At 62.0% G+C, this 18892-nt stretch carries 17 protein-coding genes; 10 read left to right on the plus strand and 7 right to left on the minus strand.

Annotated elements, in window-relative coordinates:
- Positions 1-37: 37 nt before the first annotated feature.
- Positions 38-1366: a CDP-diacylglycerol--serine O-phosphatidyltransferase gene (gene pssA / locus ACNQP3_RS11130; RefSeq protein ID WP_012271884.1), complete on the plus strand. Its 1329-nt coding sequence runs from the start codon at positions 38-40 to the stop codon at positions 1364-1366.
- A 9-nt stretch (positions 1367-1375) separates the two neighbouring features.
- On the opposite strand, the gene ACNQP3_RS11135 is transcribed toward pssA, so the two are convergent.
- Positions 1376-2335: a DMT family transporter gene (locus ACNQP3_RS11135; RefSeq protein WP_012271885.1), complete on the minus strand. Its 960-nt coding sequence runs from the start codon at positions 2333-2335 to the stop codon at positions 1376-1378.
- A 101-nt stretch (positions 2336-2436) separates the two neighbouring features.
- On the opposite strand from ACNQP3_RS11135, the gene ACNQP3_RS11140 reads away from it, so the two are divergent.
- Positions 2437-3378, plus strand: coding sequence for a LysR substrate-binding domain-containing protein (locus ACNQP3_RS11140; protein ID WP_012271886.1), 942 nt, complete (start codon positions 2437-2439; stop codon positions 3376-3378).
- On the opposite strand, the gene ACNQP3_RS11145 is transcribed toward ACNQP3_RS11140, so the two are convergent.
- Positions 3323-3670 carry a hypothetical protein gene (locus ACNQP3_RS11145; RefSeq protein WP_264317023.1) on the minus strand — a complete coding sequence of 116 codons (348 nt, stop codon included), beginning with the start codon at positions 3668-3670 and terminating at the stop codon, positions 3323-3325. The two genes, ACNQP3_RS11140 and ACNQP3_RS11145, sit on opposite strands and share 56 nt — an antisense overlap.
- 305 nt (positions 3671-3975) lie before the next feature.
- On the opposite strand from ACNQP3_RS11145, the gene ACNQP3_RS11150 reads away from it, so the two are divergent.
- Positions 3976-5121: a GGDEF domain-containing protein gene (locus ACNQP3_RS11150; RefSeq protein ID WP_041166473.1), complete on the plus strand. Its 1146-nt coding sequence runs from the start codon at positions 3976-3978 to the stop codon at positions 5119-5121.
- Positions 5122-5876: 755 nt separating this feature from the next.
- On the opposite strand, the gene ACNQP3_RS11155 is transcribed toward ACNQP3_RS11150, so the two are convergent.
- The 3 genes from ACNQP3_RS11155 to ACNQP3_RS11165 all read right to left on the minus strand — a co-directional run bounded on the left by ACNQP3_RS11155 (position 5877) and on the right by ACNQP3_RS11165 (position 8860).
- Positions 5877-6197 carry a DUF2790 domain-containing protein gene (locus ACNQP3_RS11155; protein WP_060493311.1) on the minus strand — a complete coding sequence of 107 codons (321 nt, stop codon included), beginning with the start codon at positions 6195-6197 and terminating at the stop codon, positions 5877-5879.
- A 96-nt stretch (positions 6198-6293) separates the two neighbouring features.
- The gene (gene ppnN / locus ACNQP3_RS11160) at positions 6294-7667 is read right to left on the minus strand and encodes a nucleotide 5'-monophosphate nucleosidase PpnN (RefSeq protein ID WP_012271890.1); all 1374 of its coding nucleotides are present in this window, start codon (positions 7665-7667) and stop codon (positions 6294-6296) included.
- Between the two features lie 131 nt (positions 7668-7798).
- The gene (locus ACNQP3_RS11165) at positions 7799-8860 is read right to left on the minus strand and encodes a YeiH family protein (protein WP_069943345.1); all 1062 of its coding nucleotides are present in this window, start codon (positions 8858-8860) and stop codon (positions 7799-7801) included.
- 110 nt (positions 8861-8970) lie between these two features.
- Here ACNQP3_RS11165 and ACNQP3_RS11170 point away from each other — a divergent pair, with 110 nt between their 5' ends.
- Both ACNQP3_RS11170 and ACNQP3_RS11175 read left to right on the plus strand, forming a co-directional pair.
- Positions 8971-9879: a LysR family transcriptional regulator gene (locus ACNQP3_RS11170; protein ID WP_012271892.1), complete on the plus strand. Its 909-nt coding sequence runs from the start codon at positions 8971-8973 to the stop codon at positions 9877-9879.
- A gap of 173 nt (positions 9880-10052) precedes the next feature.
- Positions 10053-10925 carry an RHS repeat-associated core domain-containing protein gene (locus ACNQP3_RS11175; protein WP_264317024.1) on the plus strand — a complete coding sequence of 291 codons (873 nt, stop codon included), beginning with the start codon at positions 10053-10055 and terminating at the stop codon, positions 10923-10925.
- Between the two features lie 71 nt (positions 10926-10996).
- Here the strand turns inward: ACNQP3_RS11175 and ACNQP3_RS11180 are convergent, their stop codons facing one another.
- Both ACNQP3_RS11180 and ACNQP3_RS11185 read right to left on the minus strand, forming a co-directional pair.
- On the minus strand, positions 10997-11926 hold the full coding sequence (locus ACNQP3_RS11180) for a DMT family transporter (protein WP_264317025.1): 930 nt from the start codon (positions 11924-11926) through the stop codon (positions 10997-10999).
- 295 nt (positions 11927-12221) lie between these two features.
- The gene (locus tag ACNQP3_RS11185) at positions 12222-12815 is read right to left on the minus strand and encodes a helix-turn-helix domain-containing protein (protein WP_012271895.1); all 594 of its coding nucleotides are present in this window, start codon (positions 12813-12815) and stop codon (positions 12222-12224) included.
- Positions 12816-13093: 278 nt separating this feature from the next.
- Between ACNQP3_RS11185 and glnT the strand changes: the two genes are divergently transcribed.
- The 5 genes from glnT to ACNQP3_RS11210 all read left to right on the plus strand — a co-directional run bounded on the left by glnT (position 13094) and on the right by ACNQP3_RS11210 (position 18887).
- Positions 13094-14428: a type III glutamate--ammonia ligase gene (gene glnT, locus ACNQP3_RS11190; RefSeq protein ID WP_060515664.1), complete on the plus strand. Its 1335-nt coding sequence runs from the start codon at positions 13094-13096 to the stop codon at positions 14426-14428.
- Positions 14429-14494: 66 nt separating this feature from the next.
- Positions 14495-15400, plus strand: coding sequence for a class II glutamine amidotransferase (locus tag ACNQP3_RS11195; protein ID WP_012271897.1), 906 nt, complete (start codon positions 14495-14497; stop codon positions 15398-15400).
- A gap of 27 nt (positions 15401-15427) precedes the next feature.
- Positions 15428-16102, plus strand: coding sequence for a protein glxC (locus ACNQP3_RS11200; RefSeq protein WP_012271898.1), 675 nt, complete (start codon positions 15428-15430; stop codon positions 16100-16102).
- Positions 16103-16117: 15 nt separating this feature from the next.
- On the plus strand, positions 16118-17443 hold the full coding sequence (locus ACNQP3_RS11205; protein WP_016715698.1) for an FMN-binding glutamate synthase family protein: 1326 nt from the start codon (positions 16118-16120) through the stop codon (positions 17441-17443).
- Positions 17444-17582: 139 nt separating this feature from the next.
- Entirely contained in the window at positions 17583-18887 is a 1305-nt protein-coding gene (locus tag ACNQP3_RS11210; protein WP_264317026.1) for an ammonium transporter, read from the plus strand.
- Positions 18888-18892 lie beyond the last annotated feature (5 nt).

An 18892-nucleotide genomic window follows, 5' to 3' on the forward strand; every position in this document is an offset into this window, starting at 1 on the left:
AGGGCCGACAGTGATTGCACACAGAAGGTGATCGTTCGTGAACCCCGAATCCATGCTGGCGGCGTTGCCAGGCTACGCCCTGGCGCCCGAGTCGATCCAGGTGCTGCCTGATGCCAAGGCCTATCGCACCTGCCTGTTCGACCGCATCCGCACGGCAACCCGGCGCATCGTCATCGTCGCGCTGTACCTGCAGGAAGACGAGGCCGGCCAGGAAGTGCTGGATGCCTTGTACCAGGCCAAGGCCGCGCGCCCTAACCTGGAAATCACCATTGTGGTCGACTGGTTTCGCGCCCGTCGCGGGTTGCTTGGTGGTGGGCGTCAACCGGGCAACGCTGCCTGGTACCAGGCTCAGCGCCAGCTGCGCGGGCTGGATATCGCCATTCATGGTGTGCCCGTGCAGACTCGCGAGCTGTTCGGGGTGTTGCACCTGAAGGGCAGCATCATCGACGATTGCGTGATCTACACCGGCGCCAGCCTGAACAACGTCTACCTGCACCGCTTCGACCGTTATCGCCTGGACCGCTATCACCTGTTCCAGTCACCTGAGCTGGCCGATGCCATGGTCGGCCTGGTGCAGCGTCTGCTGCACCCCACCGCCACACCGCGTCTCGACCTGCCGGCGCCGCCCTCTACCCGCAACTTGCGCGGCGACATTCGGCGTTTGCGCGCGCGGCTGCGGCGCATGGCCTACGAGGCGCCGGCCAGCGCTGCGGGGCAGGGGCTACGGGTGATCCCGCTGCTGGGTGTGGGCCGTGGCAACCCGCTGAACCGGGCGCTGTGCGCGTTGCTGGCTGCGGCGCGCACGCAGATCATCATCAGCACGCCGTATTTCAACCCGCCACGGGTGGTGATGCGCGAGCTTGACCATGCGCTTGAGCGGGGCGTGCAAGTTGAGCTGATGGTCGGTCACCGCACGGCCAATGACTTCTACATCGCCCCCGGTGAGCCGTTCAGTGCCAGTGGCGCCTTGCCTTATCTGTACGAAGACAACCTGCGTGCCTTCGCCAGGCGCCGCCATGCCGCGATTGCCAGCGGCCAGTTGCAAGTGCGGATCTGGAACGATCCGGGGCATACCTTTCATGCCAAGGGCGTGTGGGTCGACCAGCGCTATTCGCTGCTGACCGGTAACAACCTGAACCCGCGCGGGTTCAACCTGGACCTGGAAAACGGCCTGCTGATCGATGACCCGCAAGGGCAGTGGCTGGTACCACGGGAAGCGGAGCTGAACGCACTGCGCCGGCATGCGCCGAAGATTGGCTCGGCAGAGGCGCTGGGGGTGAAGGCCGAACATCCCAAGGAAGTACGCAAACTTCTGCGGCGGTTGCGTTTTAGCCGGTTGGAACCGTTGATCAAGCGAGTGCTCTGAGGCCTTGCGTCAGGCAGTGGCACCTTTGCCTGGCGCGGCCCCGATGTCCTTCTTGGCTCGGGGCTTGAGCCGCGATACGGCAAACAGCACCACCGCCAGCCCCACTACCTGGTACAGCGAAATCTCTTCATTCAAGATCGCCCATGAGGCCAATACCGTCAGTACCGGCCCCAGGTTACCCACCGCCGCTGTATGGGTCGGCCCCAGGCGCTGGATCGCCAACGCTACCCAGTAGATCGGCAGCACCGTGGAAAACACGGCCATCAGCCCGGCATTCACCCACACTGCGCTCGGTAACTGCCACAACTGCCCGACCGGCGCCACCATCAGGTAATGCGCCAGCACCATCAGCGAGGAGGCAGTACCGCACAACCCGGCCAGGCGCATCGAGCCCATGCGTTTGAGCATCATGCCGGTGCCGGCGTAATACAGCGCGTAGGTCACCGCGCTGGCGAACACCCACAGCGAGCCCAGCACCACCTGCTGGCCAACCCCGGCGACACTGATGTCGTGGACAAAGGCAATGCCCAGCCCCAGATAGCACAGGCCCATGGCCGACAAAGTGCGCAGGCTCGGCCGTTCACGCAGGGCAATGGCCTGAAACACCAGCACCAGCGTCGGGTAGGTGAACAGGATCAGCCGCTCCAGCCCAGCACTGATGTACTGCAGGCCATAGAAGTCGAACAGGCTGGCCAGGTAGTAGCCAAACAGGCCAAGCAGGGCGACGCGCAACCCGTCACCCAGGTTGAGCGGGGCACTGCCCTGACCACGGCTGGCCCATACCAGCCAGGCGAACAGCGGCAGCGACAGGCCCATGCGCATGGCCAGCAGGCTGATGGCATCCACCGGCCCGGCGGCGTAAGCCAGCTTGACGAAAATTGCCTTGAAGCTGAAGCCCAGGGCCGCCAGTACGGCGTACAGGGCGCCGCTTTGCAGTTGGCGCTGTATCAAGCTGCGGAATGCGTTCATGCGTTACCTACGTGGAAGAAAGGCGAGGCTTATTCTGAACAGAAGGCTGTCACGCTAGAATCGCTTTTTATAGAACAGGGCATTCGTATTTGGAGAATGGCATGCAATTCGACCTGACTGACCTGCGCCTGCTGCTGGCCATTGCCGCCACGGGCAGCCTGAGCAAGGCGGCTGCGACCTTTCCGGTGGCGGTGTCGGCGGCAAGCAATCGTCTGCGCTTGCTGGAAGAACGTTGTGGCTTGGTGCTGTTCACCCGCAAGGCAGATGGCATGCAGTTGACGCCTTCCGGGCGCCTGGTGCTGGAGGGCGCACGCAGCGTGCTGGGTGAGGCGCAAAAACTGCAGGAGACCTTGCAGCAACTGTCTGGCGAGCACCGCACCACCTTGCGCCTGGCGGCCTCTACGGTGTCCAACAGCACATTGCTGCCGGCAGTGTTGGGGCCGTTTCTGGCGGACTACCCGGAGGTCGACCTGCAACTGATGGAGCACAAGAGTGTGGACGTGCTGCGGGTGGTGGTGGCCAACGAGTGCGAGATCGGTGTGTACGATGGCATTTTGCCCAGCGAGGGGGTGGTATCGCTGCCGTTTCGCACCGAGCGCTTGGTCATGCTGGTGCCCGCCGACCATCCCCTGGCTGGGCGCGAACAGCTGCGCCTGGTCGATGCCCTGGGCTACGCGTTCATTTGCCTGCCGGGTGGGCGGCCGATGCAGCGCTTTGTCGAAGAGCTGGCGATGAACTTGGCCATGCCGCTGAAGGTGCGCGTGCGAGCGCCCAGCTTTGAGGCAATCGCACAGTTGGTGGCACAGCGCGCAGGCGTGGCCATGCTGCCTGAAACCGCCGCTGTGCGTGCGGAGCAGGAGCTGCCGGTACGCCGGGTGGCCCTGGCGGAAAGCTGGGCCACCCTGGAGCTACGCCTGTGTTTCCGTGACTGGGAGCGCCTGAGTTCGCACGGGCGGCAACTGGTGAGTTACTTGTCCGGGCAGCGGCTTACTGCGCCGGGGCCAGGCGAATACCGCTCACCTGCACCTGATCACCGGGCTTGAAGTGGGCATTCGGCGAACGGTAGCGCTGGGTGCTGCCGTCGTCGTGGCGCACCATATAGGCCGCGTCGCTGTGCCCGCTGCCTTGTTGCACGGCGGCACCACCAAAGGCGCCCAGGGCGGCACCTGCGATGGCGCCGAACGGGCCGCCAAGCGCGGCGCCGATCATCAGGCCGCTGACGCCACCAGCGCCATAGCCGACGGTATTGTCGGCGCTTTCCGAGAGCACCTGGTCGGCGCAGGCGGGCAGGGCGATGGTCAGGGTCATCGCCAGAGGGAGCAGAGGATTTTTCATGGTTTTTGGTCCGCAAGGCAGTGTTTGGCGAAAGGTCACGCTTCAGCTTTCGTGCCAGTTGGCCAGCCCTTCCGGTACGGCACTATCCGACCAAGTGTGGTCATTACGACCGCGGTTCTTGTGGTGCGAATGACACGATGATGTCAATATGACATGTCGCTCGCACGGGCATCTGCAAGGGCTGGGCTATCATTTGCAGGCAACCGTGCAAGGCCCCTCTGAAAAGTCATCACGAGCGCATACAATCGGGCCTTTCTTCGTTAACCAGATAGGCCAATGCGTATATGGCGCTAGATCCACCCACGATGTTGACCATTTCGGTTGCCTTGGCTGCTGCCGCTGCCTTGTACCTGGCAATTGAATGGCGCAGTGTCCGCGAAACCTCTCTGCTGTTCTGGAGCGCCGGTTTCGCCACCATTACTGTCGGTTGCATCCTGGCTTTGCTGCGCGGGATCGGTTTGTTGTTCATCGGCATCTGGTTCGCCAATGGCTTGCTGGTGGTCGCGCACGGTTTTTTTCTGATGGGCGTGCTGCGATTTACCCAGGAGCGCTTGTCGCGTGCCTGGCTGATGATCGTGGTGGTCTGGTTCGCCTTGCTGCTGTTGCCTGTGGGGCCGCAGTGGTCGAAGGTGATGCTGATGGTCAACTCGTTGCTGGTGGCGGCGTTGACGCTCAAGGCCAGTTTCCTGTTGCGGCCGCATGGCAGATCGCTGAGTGTTGGCGCGGTGCAGTTGCGCTATGTGCTGCTGATTCATGGGGCATTCTATGTAGCCAAGGCGATCATTGCGATTACGCCGGGTACGTTGATTGACCTGGCCACCTTTGGCGGGCTGATCATTCAGGTTTCCCTGGTCGAGGGGGCGATGGCGATCATGCTGATTGCCTTGTCGATGACGGGAACCGTGCGTTACCGGCGTGAGGAACGGATTGCCCGGCTGGCGGCCCGTGATCCGCTGACCGCGCTGTACAACCGGCGAGCGCTGGAGGTGCGGGCTGGGCATTTCTTCAAGGACGTGAGCCCTGCGCAACCTGGGGCGTTACTGCTGATCGACATCGACAATTTCAAGCTGGTCAACGACCTGCACGGGCATATAGCCGGGGACCGCTTGCTGATTGCCTTGAGCGAGATGATTCGCACGGCGCTGCCCGAGCGCTCGCTGGCGGCGCGGTTGGGGGGCGATGAGTTTGTCATCTTGCTGAGTGGGGCGAGTAGTGAACGGGTCATGGAGCTGGGTGGGATGCTGCGTGAGCAGTTCCAGCAGTACGCCTGCAAGACCGTGCCAACGCCGCAGGCGGTTACCTTGAGCATCGGTGCCAACCTGTTCGACCAGCCACCGGCGAGCCTGGCGGCGTTGATCGAGCAGGGGGATGTGGCGCTGTACCAGTCCAAGCGTGGAGGGCGCGACAGCATTCGGTTTGTCGAGCGGCCCATGGCAGACATTAGCCACTAGTCTGTTTTTTGCTTTTGCTTTTGCTTTTGCTTTTGCTTTTGCTTTTGCTTTTGCTTTTTAGCGCGCGGTAGTTCAGGCGACGCAGGTTGCGACTTCGGGAGGCCGAGCGCAGGGCTTGCGGAGGGAGGTGACGGGCATGGATGCCCGTCAAGCGCTGGGCCCCAGGATGGGGCCTGCAGCGCGGTCCTCCCGGGAGCAAGCCCGGAGCGAGGGGACCCCGGAGCGCAGCGCAGGGGCCGGATGATGGGAGCGGACGGTTTTTGGTTCCTTTTTGCCACGACAAAAAGGGACCCGCCGTAAGGGCGGAAAGGTGACTTTGCGCCACCTGCGTGAATGAATGTTTACTTGGTGTGAAGGCCCACATCCAAGAAGCAAGAAGCAAGAAGCAAGAAGCAGAATTTGTCTGTTTTGACTCAGCGAACAGTCCGTTTGCGATGGCGACACTGACTCACCTTTTCGCCCTTACGGCGAGTCACTTTTTGTCAAACGCGACAAAAAGTAACCAAAAAACGCTGCGCTCCCATCATCCGGCCCCTACGCTGCGCTCCGGGGTCCCCTCACTCCGGCCTTGCTCCCGGGAGGACCGCGCTGCAGGCCCCATCCTGGGGCCCAGCGCTTGACGGGCATCCATGCCCGTCACCTCCCTCCGCAAGGCCTGCGCTCGGCCTCCTGAAGTCGCGAAGATCAAGATCAAGATCAAGATCAAGATCAAGATCAAGATCAAGATCAAAACATGTACGATGCGGCGGTTGTATTTACTTGTTGTTGATGCACTGCGACTGCGCGCTGTAGCGAATGGTCTGCAAGCGCCCCTGGCTGTCTTCGAAAGTCATCAGCTTCGGCGTTACGGTGCAGGTTCGTGGGTCACCGGACTGTCGCACGACACTGGCGATATCCAGTTTCATGCCGTAGCGATAGTCCTCAACCGTCGGCATCGGCTTGCCCGCCTTGGCCGCATACGCCAAAACCGCCTGCTGGTGTTCAGCCAGCAACTGCTCGGTACGGTCATCGGAAAAGGCCAGCGCCTGGCCAGTCAGCACTAGCAGCAATGCGCCGCCAGAAAGTAAGGCTTTCATCCTCGAACCTCTGTAGGTCAGTCATCTCGGCACTCAGGCTATCGATGGCCAACCCACAGGGGCATGACGGCAAACTTACATTTCAGAAAGGGACGCTCAGGTCGCCACCTGGTAGCACGGTACGTACGCCGCGCCGCCGGGCAATTTCATGCGGTGCTGGTCGACGAACGCCTGCAGCAGCCGGCCCAGTGGGTCCAGCACGGCACTGTCGCCGTGAATCTGATAGGGCCCGTGTTCCTCGATCAGGCGGATGCCTTTGTCCTTGACGTTGCCGGCGACGATGCCGGAAAACGCCCGACGCAGGTTGGCTGCCAGCTCATGGGGCGGTAGCGCGCGGCGTAGGTCCAGTTCGGCCATGGCTTGGTGGGTCGGATCGAACGGGCGCTGGAAGCTCTCCTCGATCTTCAGCAACCAGTTGAAGTGGAAGGCATCGTTGCGCTCGCGGCGGAACTGCTTCACCGCCTTGAGCCCTTCGACCATGTGCCGGGAGACTTCCGCCGGGTCGTCGATGATGATCTCGTACAGGCGGTGCGCTGCTTCACCCAGGGTGGCGCCGACGAAGGCGTGCAGCTGTTGCAGGTACGGCTCGGCACTGCGCGGGCCGGTGAGAACCACAGGGAAGGGCAGGCCTTGGTTGTCCGGGTGCATGAGGATGCCCAGCAGGTAGAGGAACTCCTCTGCCGTACCGGCACCGCCGGGGAAGATGATGATGCCATGGCCGACACGCACGAAGGCTTCCAGGCGCTTCTCGATGTCCGGCAGGATCACCAGTTCGTTTACGATCGGGTTGGGTGCCTCGGCGGCGATGATGCCTGGCTCGGTCAGGCCCAGGTAGCGGCTGCCGTGCATGCGTTGCTTGGCGTGGGCGATGGTGGCGCCTTTCATCGGCCCCTTCATCACGCCAGGGCCGCAGCCGGTGCACACATCCAGCTTGCGCAGGCCCAGCTCGTGGCCGACCTTCTTGGTGTACTGGTATTCCTCGGTGCTGATCGAGTGGCCGCCCCAGCACACCACCATCTTCGGCTCCACGCCCGGGCGCAGGGTGCGCGCGTTGCGCAGCAGGTGGAACACGTAATCGGTGATGCCCTGGGAGCTTTCCAGATCGATGCGCTGGCTGGCCAGTTCGCTTTCGGTGTAGACGATGTCGCGCAGGGCGCTGAACAGCATTTCGCGGGTGCTGGCGATCATTTCGCCATCGACGAAGGCATCGGCCGGCGCATTGAGCAGCTCCAGGCGCACGCCACGGTCTTGTTGGTGGATCCTGACCTCGAAGTCCTTGTAGGCCTCAAGGATGGTCTTGGCATTGTCGACATGGGCGCCGGTGTTGAGGATGGCCAGGGCGCACTGGCGGAACAGGGTGTAAAGGCTACCGGTACCGACTTCACTCAGTTGCTGCACTTCACGTTGTGACAGCGTTTCCAGGCTGCCTTTGGGGCTGACGGATGCATTGATGACATTGCGTTGAGGCATCTAAGTCTTTCCTGTGCGGGTAAAACATCCTTCTTTGACAACACCATACCGAGAAATGTGGACGGCAACGAGGGGGGCGTGGAAAAAGCTTGAAACCGAGTCGCCTGCAAAGCGGGCGACTCGGTCTTGAATCATCCCAACAGCTTCTGCACACCGAGGGTAATCGCCAAACCACCCCCGACCAGCCACAGGTTAAGAATCGCCCCGGTAGCCAGCGCCTTTGGCCCGGCCTGGCGGATCTGGCTGAAGCGCGTCTCCATCCCCAGCGCGGTCATGGCCATGGTCAAGGCAAAGGTGTCCAGGCTGTTGACCGTCTGGGTCACGCTGCCGGGCAGCACCTGCAGCGAATTCACCAGCACCAGGGCAAGGAAGCCGAAGGCGAACCAAGGCATGGCGATGCGGCCGTTACCCTGCGCCAGGCCGGCCTGGCGCGACCGGCTGATCCACAGGCCCACCACCAACAGCACCGGCACCAGCAGCATGACCCGGGTCATCTTGACGATGGTGGCGATGTGCGTGGCCTCGGGGCTGACGTTGCTGGCCGCGCCGACCACCTGCGCCACTTCGTGGATGGTGCCGCCCAGCAAAAGCCCGGCGCCCATGGTGTCAAGGTGCAGCCAGCCGGCGTTGATCGCCAGTGGGTAAAGGAACATCGACAAGGTACCGAACAGCACCACGCTACCGACCGCCATGGCGCTTTTATGCGGGGCGCTGCGCAGCGCCGATTCGAATGCCAGCACGGCGGCAGCGCCGCAGATGGCGCTGCCGGCGGCGGTCAGCAAGGCAGTATCGCGGTCCAGCTTGAATACTTTCATGCCGCACCACAGGCCGATCAGCAGGGTGCTGGACACCACCAGCACCGACACGATGAGCCCCGACCAGCCGACCTCGGCAATTTCCTGCAGGCTTACCCGCAGGCCGAAGAATGCCACGGCGATGCGCAACAGGCCGCGAGCGGAAAAGTTGATACCAGCCGCCCAGCTTGCCGGTACACCGTCTCGCAGCGCGTTGCCATACAGTGCACCGGCGACGATACCGACGATCAATGGGCTGATGCCCAGGTTGGCGATGGCGGGCAGGGCAGCCAGTTGAGTGACTGCAAGCGCGAACAGCGCGACGAACAGGATGCCATTGAGCCGCCCTCGGGTAGAGAGGGTAGGGGCAAAAGCAGGGTTGGACGGAACCGTGGCCATGTGAGTCCTCCGGAAAGTGTTTCGACAAGGCCTACGTTAATCTGGTTATAAGCTTATAAAAAATCGTAATTTAGGATGGCAAATATCCGAATAGCTGATATTTTTAATTCATGACCCCAGAACAGCTGATAACGTTCGCCACCGTTGCCGAGCACGGCAACATCAGCCATGCAGCCCAGGCCTTGCACTTGTCGCAGCCGGCGGTGTCCGGCCAGCTCAAGCTGTTGCAGGAGGCGTTTGGCGAGCCGCTGTATCAGCGTGCCGGCCGTGGTGTGCGGTTGACGGCAGCCGGCGAGCAGTTGCTGGCCCATGCCGAGCGCCTGCGCGAGACCTTCCGCCAGGCCCAGGCATTGCGCGAGGCCATGCGTGGCCTGGAGCGCGGTACCTTGCGTATCGGTGCCAGTACCACACCCGCCAGCTACCTGCTGCCTTACCTGATTGCCGACTTCCATGCCCGCCACCCGGAGGTGCTGGTGACGACATCGCACGGCAACACGGCGGAAATCGTCGCTGCGCTGGACAGTGTCGACATCGCCCTGATCGAAGGGCCGCCCGGGCAGGAGTTGCCCTTGGGCACGGCAGTGACGGCCTGGCGGGAGGACGAGATCGTTGCCATCGTGCCCAGTGGTCATCCGCTGGCTGGCAGTGACCAGCAGGCCTTGGCGTCGCTGGGTGCCTACCCGTTGGTGCTGCGCGAGAGCGGCTCGGGGGTGCGGCAGATCGTCGAGCGGGCATTTGCCCGTGATGGTGTAGCGATGCGCGTAGCGCTGGAGATTGCCGGGGTGGAAGGGGTGAAGGAGGCGGTGCGTGCGGGGATGGGCGTTGGTTTTGTGTCGGCGATGTCCATCCGCCATGAGGATGGGGCGCTGCACAGGTTGCAGGTGGCGCCCCAGGCACTGGTGCGGCGGTTTTCCATACTGGTGCCGCATGCGGCTACACCGTCGCGGGCGGCTTCGCGGTTCCTTGAATTGTGTGTTGATATGCAAGGGGCAGGAGCGGGTGAAGTCCATTCACCTTGAAGATGTTTCTGTAGCCGGTGGGAGACGTGCGGCCAGTTGCCGAAGTCTGCTACCTGATAGCGCCAGCACGAGGGTCGATATAACCAAGTAACCTGTCAAAAACGCCAGTGTTCAAAGCCCCCGTATCTATTTAAGGTGAAGGCATTCGATGCTTGAAATCTGGAGTAGTCTAGATGAGATGCAACCTTCGAAATGCTGGTATCCAGAATCGCCCGACTTATGGTCAATCCTATACACCTTACGGCTTTTCCGGTAAATCACAATATTCGCCCATTGTCGGATTCGCCGGCCAGTGGTTTGACACGATAAGTGGCTTGTGTCCGCTAGGAAATGGTCGGCGTCTGTACAGCCCTTCAATCTGCCGTTTTACCCGTCCTGATTTTTTAAGCCCGTTTGGTGGCGGGGGGATAAATGCGTATGCCTATTGCTCTGGTGATCCTATGAATTATGTCGATCCTTCTGGGTCTTCCAGGAATACGTCCAGGGGGCACGTGAACCCTCAAACGACCTTGGATATCAATATTTTGCAAAAGGAGGGTTTTCCATCAAGCTTGCACCCACAGCTTTTGCATTTCCGGAAAGTGGCGAAGGGAATACATCGAGGGCCGATGGAAAAGAATGTCGTAGTTGCACGGTTATATAAGCATGACGCTCCGCACTATGCGTACACTCGATGGGACCTAAAATACAATTTTGCAACCAATGAGTTTGCAGCGGATTTTGTGGCTGGTAGCCCCATTTTTCATTTGCCGGTTGGTCGCTATGAGGCGAAGCTGAATATTTTTGTCTTGGGCGTGGGACCTTTCAAACCTGCACGAGGGCTCGGAAATTCTAAATCTTACGAAGTCCGTAAAAGAGATCTTAAGGGTTTCTCTCTTCCTGCTGCTCAGCACGAGAGACCGCAGCTTGCAGGGGCAGCGTGGCCTGAAGTTGCTAAAGCAATGTGGGATGTGCGTTTCCAAAGGGAGATTGACCGGTTTGATGAGATGCTTGAGCGCTATGGACCACCAGAAGCGCCCCCTTCTCCACCCCCTAGGCGACGCTAACTCCAGAAATAAGCCTTCTCGCTTTCGTTAAGCAGGCACGGCATGCGTTGAGCCACGCCCAGGACACACATTCAATGCGCGCAGCGACTGGTATCGCCTTGCGCCGCTGGCGCCTTTCGCGCTGCCGCCAGAAGGGTAGCCAGCACGATCAACGCGGCACCCGCCGCCATACGCAGGCTCGGCTGGTCACCAAACAACCACCAGGCACCCATGATCGCGTAAACCGGCTCCAGCGCGATGATCATGCCCGCCGTGCGCGCTTCCAGCCCTTTCAGGCTCCTGACGAACAGGAATTGCGACAGGCCGGTGCAGAACACCCCCAGCAATGCCAGGTTGACCCAGTCGCTGCCGCCCAGGCTGGTGCTGCTCAGGTGAGTGAAGGCAAACGGCGCCACCAGTACGGCCACCACCACGTTTTGCCAGAAGGCGACCTGCATGGCATTCATGCTCGATGCATTGCGGCGGTTGGCTACGGTCAGCAAGGCGAACGCCAGGCCCGAGCCCAACCCCCAAAACAGGCCGAGGGTGCCTTTGTCGAGCAGGTCGAAGGTGGGTACTACCAGCACCAGGCCGGCCGTGACCATCAGCAACAGCACACCTTGTACCGCACCGATGCGTTGGCCGAACACGCCACGCTCGACCATGGCGATGAACGCCGGGAAGCTGGCGAAGCCCAGGGTGGCAACCGCTACGCCACCGACTTTCACGGCAATGAAGAAGGTCACCCAGTGGGTCGCCAGCAGGGCGCCGGTCAGGCCCAGCACTGGCAGGTTGCGCAGGGTCAGCGCATCGAGCAGGCGTGTCCCCTTGAGCCCGGCGACGAAGCCCAAGGCAATGAAGGCGAAGGTGGCGCGGCCGAAGGTGATGATGCTGGCATCGGCTTCTATCAGGTGACCGAGAATGCCGGTCAGGCCGAACAACACAGCGGCAATATGGGCAACGCACAGGGCGTTGCGGTGGCCGGTGGCAGCACCGGCTACGGGGATTGAAGTCGCGATCATGGCAGTCAAGTCTTCACAATGTGGCGCGCGCAAACACTCCCGGCTGGCGCGGCGCGGGTCTCTAATACTGGGAGTTTTATCGTTATGAGCCCGGACGAATTGCCCGGTGCAAAAAGGCGCCACAGCGTTGGAATTGTGAAGCGAGGCTGTTTTACTCGCGGTTACCACGTCGTCCAGCCCACGGCGCGGGGCTGGTCGATGTGTGTATTATTTTTGTATACAGGGTTTTGCAGCCGATTGCGGGCGACGTGTGCTTGTCTGATCGCGACATCGATGGTTGCCTTGCAGCGCCGTCCTACTCGTCGCCGTAGTTCATGATCGACAGCAGGCGAATCGGCACTTGCACCAGTTGCTCCGGGCCGTGCGGGGTTTCGCCGTCGAAGGTCAGGCTGTCGCCAGCGTGCATGTGGTAGAGCTGGTTGCCGTGGCGGTACACCAGTTCGCCCTCCAGCAAATGGAGGAACTCGGTGCCTGGGTGGGCGAAGGTCGGGAACTCTTCGCTGGCGTCGTCCATGCTCACCATGTAAGCCTCGAAGTGCTTCTTCGGCCCTCTGGCGTGATTGAGCAAATGGTAGGTGTGGCCCTTCTCGGTGCCACGGCGCACCACCTCCAGCCCTTCACCGGCTTTTACCAGCAGGGCATTGCCGTCGGGCTGATCATATTGGCTGAACAGCTTGGCCATCGGCATACCCAGCACGTCGCACAGGCGGCTTAGGGTGTCGAGGCTGGTGGATACCTGAGCATTCTCGATCTTGCTCAGCATGCCCTGGCTGATGCCGGCGATGCGCGCCACGTCGGCGAGCTTGAGGGACTGGGCCTGGCGCTGGCGCTTGATCTGCAGGCCCAGGTATTGCTCCAGGCGAAGGCGCGGTTGGGTTTCGGTCGACATCTAATGCCCTGCACGGTTTCAGTTCAAGAATAATATTTTCGCACTTGGAAAGTGCGAAATGCAGCGGCGTGGCCGCTTCTTTCCTCAGAGGAAAACGAGTTTCCCATAAATAGAGCATAAAAAGCTGCCTGGGTTTTGCCCAGCCTGTACTGGCGTCTTGGCGGGTACAGGCCTGGATAAAGAACGCTTTGGATAAGTTGGCAAGCTCGTTGCATTCCTGTGAGGAAAGTAATTTTCTCGTGCGGAATCATTGCCCCTTACCCAGGAGTGTTCAACCCATGTTGCCAGCAGAAACCCAGCGCACGCTCGACCAACACGGCATCAAGTACGTGCTGGCGCAGTTCGTCGATATTCATGGCTCGGCGAAGACCAAATCGGTGCCGGTCTCGGGCCTGAAGATGGTCGCCGAAGAGGGCGCCGGTTTTGCCGGCTTCGCCATCTGCGGCATGGGCATGGAGCCACACGGACCGGACTTCATGGCCCGCGGCGACCTGACGACCTTGATTCCGGTGCCATGGCAGCCGGGTTATGGCCGCGTGGTATGCGTGGGCCATGTAAACGGCCAGCCGTGGCCCTACGACAGCCGTCACGTGTTGCAACAGCAGGTGCAGCGCCTGGCCGAAAAGGGGTGGACGCTGAACACCGGCCTTGAGCCCGAGTTCAGCCTGTTTCGCCGCGACGAGGGTGGCAAGCTGCAACTGGTGGATGCCTCCGACAACCTCGACAAGCCGTGTTACGACTACAAGGGCCTGTCACGCTCGCGGCTGTTCCTCGAGCGCCTGACCGAGGCGTTGCAACCGGTGGGTTTCGACATCTACCAGATCGACCACGAAGACGCCAACGGCCAGTTCGAGATCAACTACACCTACAGTGACGCCATGGAGTCGGCCGACCGTTTCACCTTCTTCCGCATGGCCGCCGGCGAGATCGCCAACGACCTGGGGATGATCTGCTCGTTCATGCCCAAGCCCGACCCCAAGCGTGCCGGCAATGGCATGCACTTTCATCTGTCGCTGGCCAGCAGCACCAACAAGAACCTGTTCCACGACCCGTCCGACAGCAGCGGCATGGGCCTGTCGAAGCTGGCCTACCACTTTGCTGCAGGGCTGCTGGCCCACGGCCCGGCGTTGTGTGCCTTCGCGGCGCCGACGGTCAACTCCTACAAGCGTCTGGTGGTGGGGCGCTCGTTGTCGGGTTCGACGTGGGCCCCGGCCTTCGTAGCCTGGGGGGCCAACAACCGCTCGGCGATGGTGCGCATTCCTTATGGTCGCCTGGAATTCCGCTTGCCGGACGCCGGTTGCAACCCGTACCTGGTCACCGCCGCAATCATTGCCGCCGGCCTCGATGGCATCGACCGCCAGTTGGAGCCAGGCGAGATGTGCAATGAAAACCTCTACAACCTGAGCCTTGAAGACATTGCCGCGCGCGGCATCAAAACCCTGCCGCAATCGCTGAAGGAAGCCGTTGACGCACTTCAAGCCGACCCGCTGTTCCGCGAGGTGCTGGGCGCCGAGATCGTCGACGAGTTCATCAAGCTCAAGCGCATGGAGTGGGTGGAGTACTGCCGGCACGTTTCCGACTGGGAAATCCAGCGCTACACCGAATTCTTCTGACCGCCCCCAATCCCTTGGGCGGCCAGCAGCAAAGCGGTCGCCCACTGCCTAGTAAGGAGCATCACCATGTGTGGAATCGTAGGTCTGTACCTGAAAAAGCCCGAGCTGCACGCCCAGCTTGGCAAGCTCTTCGAGCCCATGCTCGAAGCCATGACCGACCGTGGCCCGGACAGCGCCGGCTTTGCCATCTATGGCGACGAGGTGGCCGATGGCTGGGTCAAGTTGACCCTGCAGGCCGCTGACATCGACTACCCCTGGGCAACCCTGATGGGCCAGTTGGAAGGCCGCCTGGGCTGCTCGCTGAACGGGTTCCAGAACGCCAGCGCTGCTGTGCTCAAAGTGCACACCGATGAAGCCACCGCCCGTGCCGCGTTGGCCGAGCTGGCGCCCGACGTGCGCATCATGAGCGCCGGGCAGAGCATCGAAATTCTCAAGGGCATGGGGTTGCCGGCAGAAATTTCCAGCCGCTTCGGCCTGGCCGCGATGAAGGGCAGCCACATCATCGGCCATACCCGCATGGCCACCGAAAGCGCCGTGACCATGGAAGGCAGCCACCCATTCTCTACCGGTGCCGACCTGTGCCTGGTGCACAACGGTTCGTTGTCCAACCACTTTCGCCTGCGCCAGAAACTCAAGCGCGAAGGCATCAGCTTCGAGACCGACAACGACACCGAAGTGGCCGCCGGCTACCTGACCTGGCGCCTGCAACAGGGGGACAGCCTGGCCCAGGCCCTGGATGGCGCGCTGGAAGACCTGGACGGCTTCTTCACGTTCGCCATCGGCACCCGCAACGGCTTTGCCGTGATCCGCGACCCGATTGCCTGCAAGCCTGCGGTGCTGGCCGAGACCGACGATTACGTGGCCATGGCTTCGGAATACCAGGCGCTGGCCAGCTTGCCTGGCATCGAGCACGCAAAGGTCTGGGAGCCGGCGCCGGCCACTTTGTACGTCTGGGAGCGCGAAAGCGCCTGACTTGCCATCGAACCCCTGGAGAACCTCATGAAAACGATCGACCTTTCCAACACTGCGGTGCGCGTGCTCAACCAGTCCCTGCATGGCGAGGTGCAAGACCAGGAATGGCGGGTTACCCACCCGGACGGCAAACACAACCTGGCCGTGGGCATCAACGCTGCCGTGGCCGTGGATATCGAAGGCCACGCTGGCTACTACTGCGCCGGCATGAACCAGCAGGCCAGCGTCACCGTGCATGGCAATGTCGGTGTGGGGGTGGCCGAGAACATGATGTCTGGCTCGGTGCGGGTCAAAGGTAGTGCTTCCCAGGCCGCCGGTGCTACCGCCCATGGTGGGTTGCTGGTGATCGAGGGTGACGCCGGTGCCCGTTGCGGCATTTCCATGAAGGGCGTGGACATCGTGGTGGGCGGCAGCATCGGCCACATGAGCTGCTTCATGGGCCAGGCCGGGCGCCTGGTGGTCTGCGGCGATGCCGGCGATGCACTGGGCGATTCGCTGTACGAGGTACGTATCTACGTCAAGGGCGCGGTGCAGTCGCTGGGCTCGGACTGCATTGAAAAAGAGATGCGCGCCGAACACCTGCAAGAGCTGCAGGAACTGCTGAACAAGGCCGGCCTGGACCATAAGGCTGCCGATTTCAAACGCTACGGCTCGGCCCGCCAGCTGTACAACTTCAAAGTCGACAACGCCAGCGCATATTGATCCAGGAGCATTCCAATGAGCGAGCAATTTCCCCCGGTACTGCGTGAGTCGGCCACTTTCGATCGCCTGACCATCCAGGAAATCCAGCGTGCTGCCGAAACCGGCATCTACGACATCCGCGGCGGTGGTACCAAGCGCCGCGTGCCCCACTTCGACGACCTGCTGCTGCTGGGGGCCAGCGTGTCGCGCTACCCGCTGGAAGGCTACCGCGAGAAGTGCGGCACTGATGTGGTGCTGGGCAACCGCTTTGCGAAAAAACCGATTCACCTGAAAATCCCAGTGACCATCGCCGGCATGAGTTTCGGCGCGCTGTCGGCCAACGCCAAGGAAGCGCTGGGCCGTGGTGCGACCATCGCCGGCACCAGCACCACCACCGGCGACGGTGGCATGACCCCGGAAGAGCGCGGCCAGTCGCAGCACCTGGTGTATCAGTACCTGCCATCGCGCTACGGCATGAACCCCGACGACCTGCGCAAGGCCGACGCCATCGAGATCGTCCTCGGCCAGGGCGCCAAGCCGGGCGGTGGCGGCATGCTGCTGGGCATGAAGGTGACCGAGCGTGTGGCTGGCATGCGCACCTTGCCGATCGGTGTCGACCAGCGCAGTGCCTGCCGCCATCCGGACTGGACCGGCCCGGACGACCTGGCGATCAAGATTGCCGAGATCCGCGAGATCACCGACTGGGAAAAGCCGATCTACGTGAAGATCGGCGCCAGCCGCCCGTACTACGACGTCAAGCTGGCGGTTAAGGCGGGTGCTGATGTGATCGTGCTCGATGGCATGCAGGGCGGTACCGCAGCGACTCAGGAAGTGTTCATCGAGCATGTCGGCATCCCGATTCTGCCGGCCATCCCGCAGGCGGTGCAGGCGCTGCAGGAAATGGGCATGCACCGCAAGGTACAGCTGATTGTCTCGGGGGGCATTCGCAACGGTGCCGACGTGGCCAAGGCCATGGCTTTGGGGGCCGATGCGGTGGCTATTGGCACGGCGGCATTGATCGCCTTGGGTGACAACCATCCGCGTCTGGACAGTGAGCTGAAGAAGATTGGCTCGGCCGCCGGCTTCTATGACGACTGGCAGAACGGCCGCGACCCGGCCGGCATCACCACCCAGGACCCCGAGCTGGCCAAGCGCCTGAACCCGGAAGAGGCGGGGCGCCGGCTGGCGAACTACCTGCGGGTGCTGGTGCTGGAGGCGCAGACCATGGCGCGGGCGTGTGGCAAGTCGCACCTGCACAACCTAGACCCGGAGGACCTGGTGGCGTTGACCGTGGAGGCTGCGGCGATGGCGCGGGTGCCGTTGGCGGGGACTGCCTGGGTGCCAGGGCAGGCGCAGTATTGAGTTGAGCATCGGGGGCCGCTTTGCGGCCCATTCGCGACACAAGGCCGCTCCTACACGGTCCCTTGTAGGAGCGGCCTTGTGTCGCGATGGGCTGCACAGCAGCCCCAAAGCCACCCACCATTCCCACAGGAGTGACGTCATGAAGCACCTCACCCTCGCTGTAATGTTGTTAGCCCTGGCCACCCAGGCCACTGCCGCCGAAACCACCCTGGACACCGGCAACACCGCCTGGATGATCTGCGCCGCGATGTTCGTGCTGATGATGTGCATCCCCGGCCTGGCGATGTTTTACGGCGGCATGGTGCGGGCCAAGAACTTTCTTTCGGTGTTCACCCAGCTGTTCGCCGTGGCCGGCGTTATCGGCATTATCTGGGTGCTGTTCGGCTACAGTCTGGTGGTCGATACCACCGGCATGGTCGAGGGCCAGCTCACCTTCAACAGTTTCATCGGCGGGTTGGACAAGGCGCTGATGCTGGATATCGGCCATGACAGCCTGGTCGGCACCATCCCCGAAGGTGTGTTTGCGGTGTTTCAGCTGACGTTCGCCATCATCACCCCAGCGCTGATTGCCGGTGGTTTTGCAGAGCGCATGAAGTTCACTGCCTCGTTGCTGTTCATGGCGGCGTGGTTCGTGCTGGTGTATGCACCTATTGCCCATATGGTATGGGGCGGGCCGGGGGCACTGATGGTCAACTGGGGGGTGCTGGACTTCGCCGGCGGCACTGCGGTGCACATCAATTCCGGCGTGGCGGCCTTGGCGGCGGCGTTGATGCTGGGCAAGCGCAAGGGCTACCCGCAGGTGGCCATGCCGCCGCATAACCTGGGTTTTACTCTGGTGGGCGCGGGGTTGTTGTGGGTGGGCTGGTTCGGCTTCAACGTTGGGTCGGGGCTTGCCGCGAACCAGAGGGCAGGGGTGGTGATGCTGGCGACCATGGTGGCGGCCTGCGCGGGGATTGTCGGTTGGTTGCTGACCGAGAAGGTGATGCATGGTCGACCGACTGCCTTGGGTGCTGCGTCGGGGGCACTGGCGGGGCTGGTGGGTATTACACCGGCCTGCGCATTCGTCGGGCCGCTGGGGGCACTGGTGATCGGTGTGTTGACCGGGGCCATCTGCTTCTTTGCCGTGACCCGGCTCAAGCAGGCGCTAGGGTATGACGACAGCCTTGATGTGTTCGGGCTGCATGGTGTGGGTGGGATGGTCGGGGCGATTCTGACCGGTGTGTTTGCCGCGCCGGCACTGGGTGGCTATGTGGAAGGCGCATCGCCCATTGGGCAAGCACTGGTGCAGTTGAAGGGTGTGGCGTTCACCTTCGTTTACTGCTTCGTAGTGAGCTGGGTAATTCTCGCGGCCATCAAGCTGACCATCGGGTTGCGGGCCAGCCGAGAGGAAGAAGAGCAAGGGCTGGACCTGGCGGAGCACAATGAGCGCGCTTATAACCTTTGACAACA

The organism is Pseudomonas sp. LFS074 (genome assembly GCF_047978165.1).
GTDB classification, from domain to species: Bacteria; Pseudomonadota; Gammaproteobacteria; order Pseudomonadales; family Pseudomonadaceae; genus Aquipseudomonas; species Aquipseudomonas putida_P.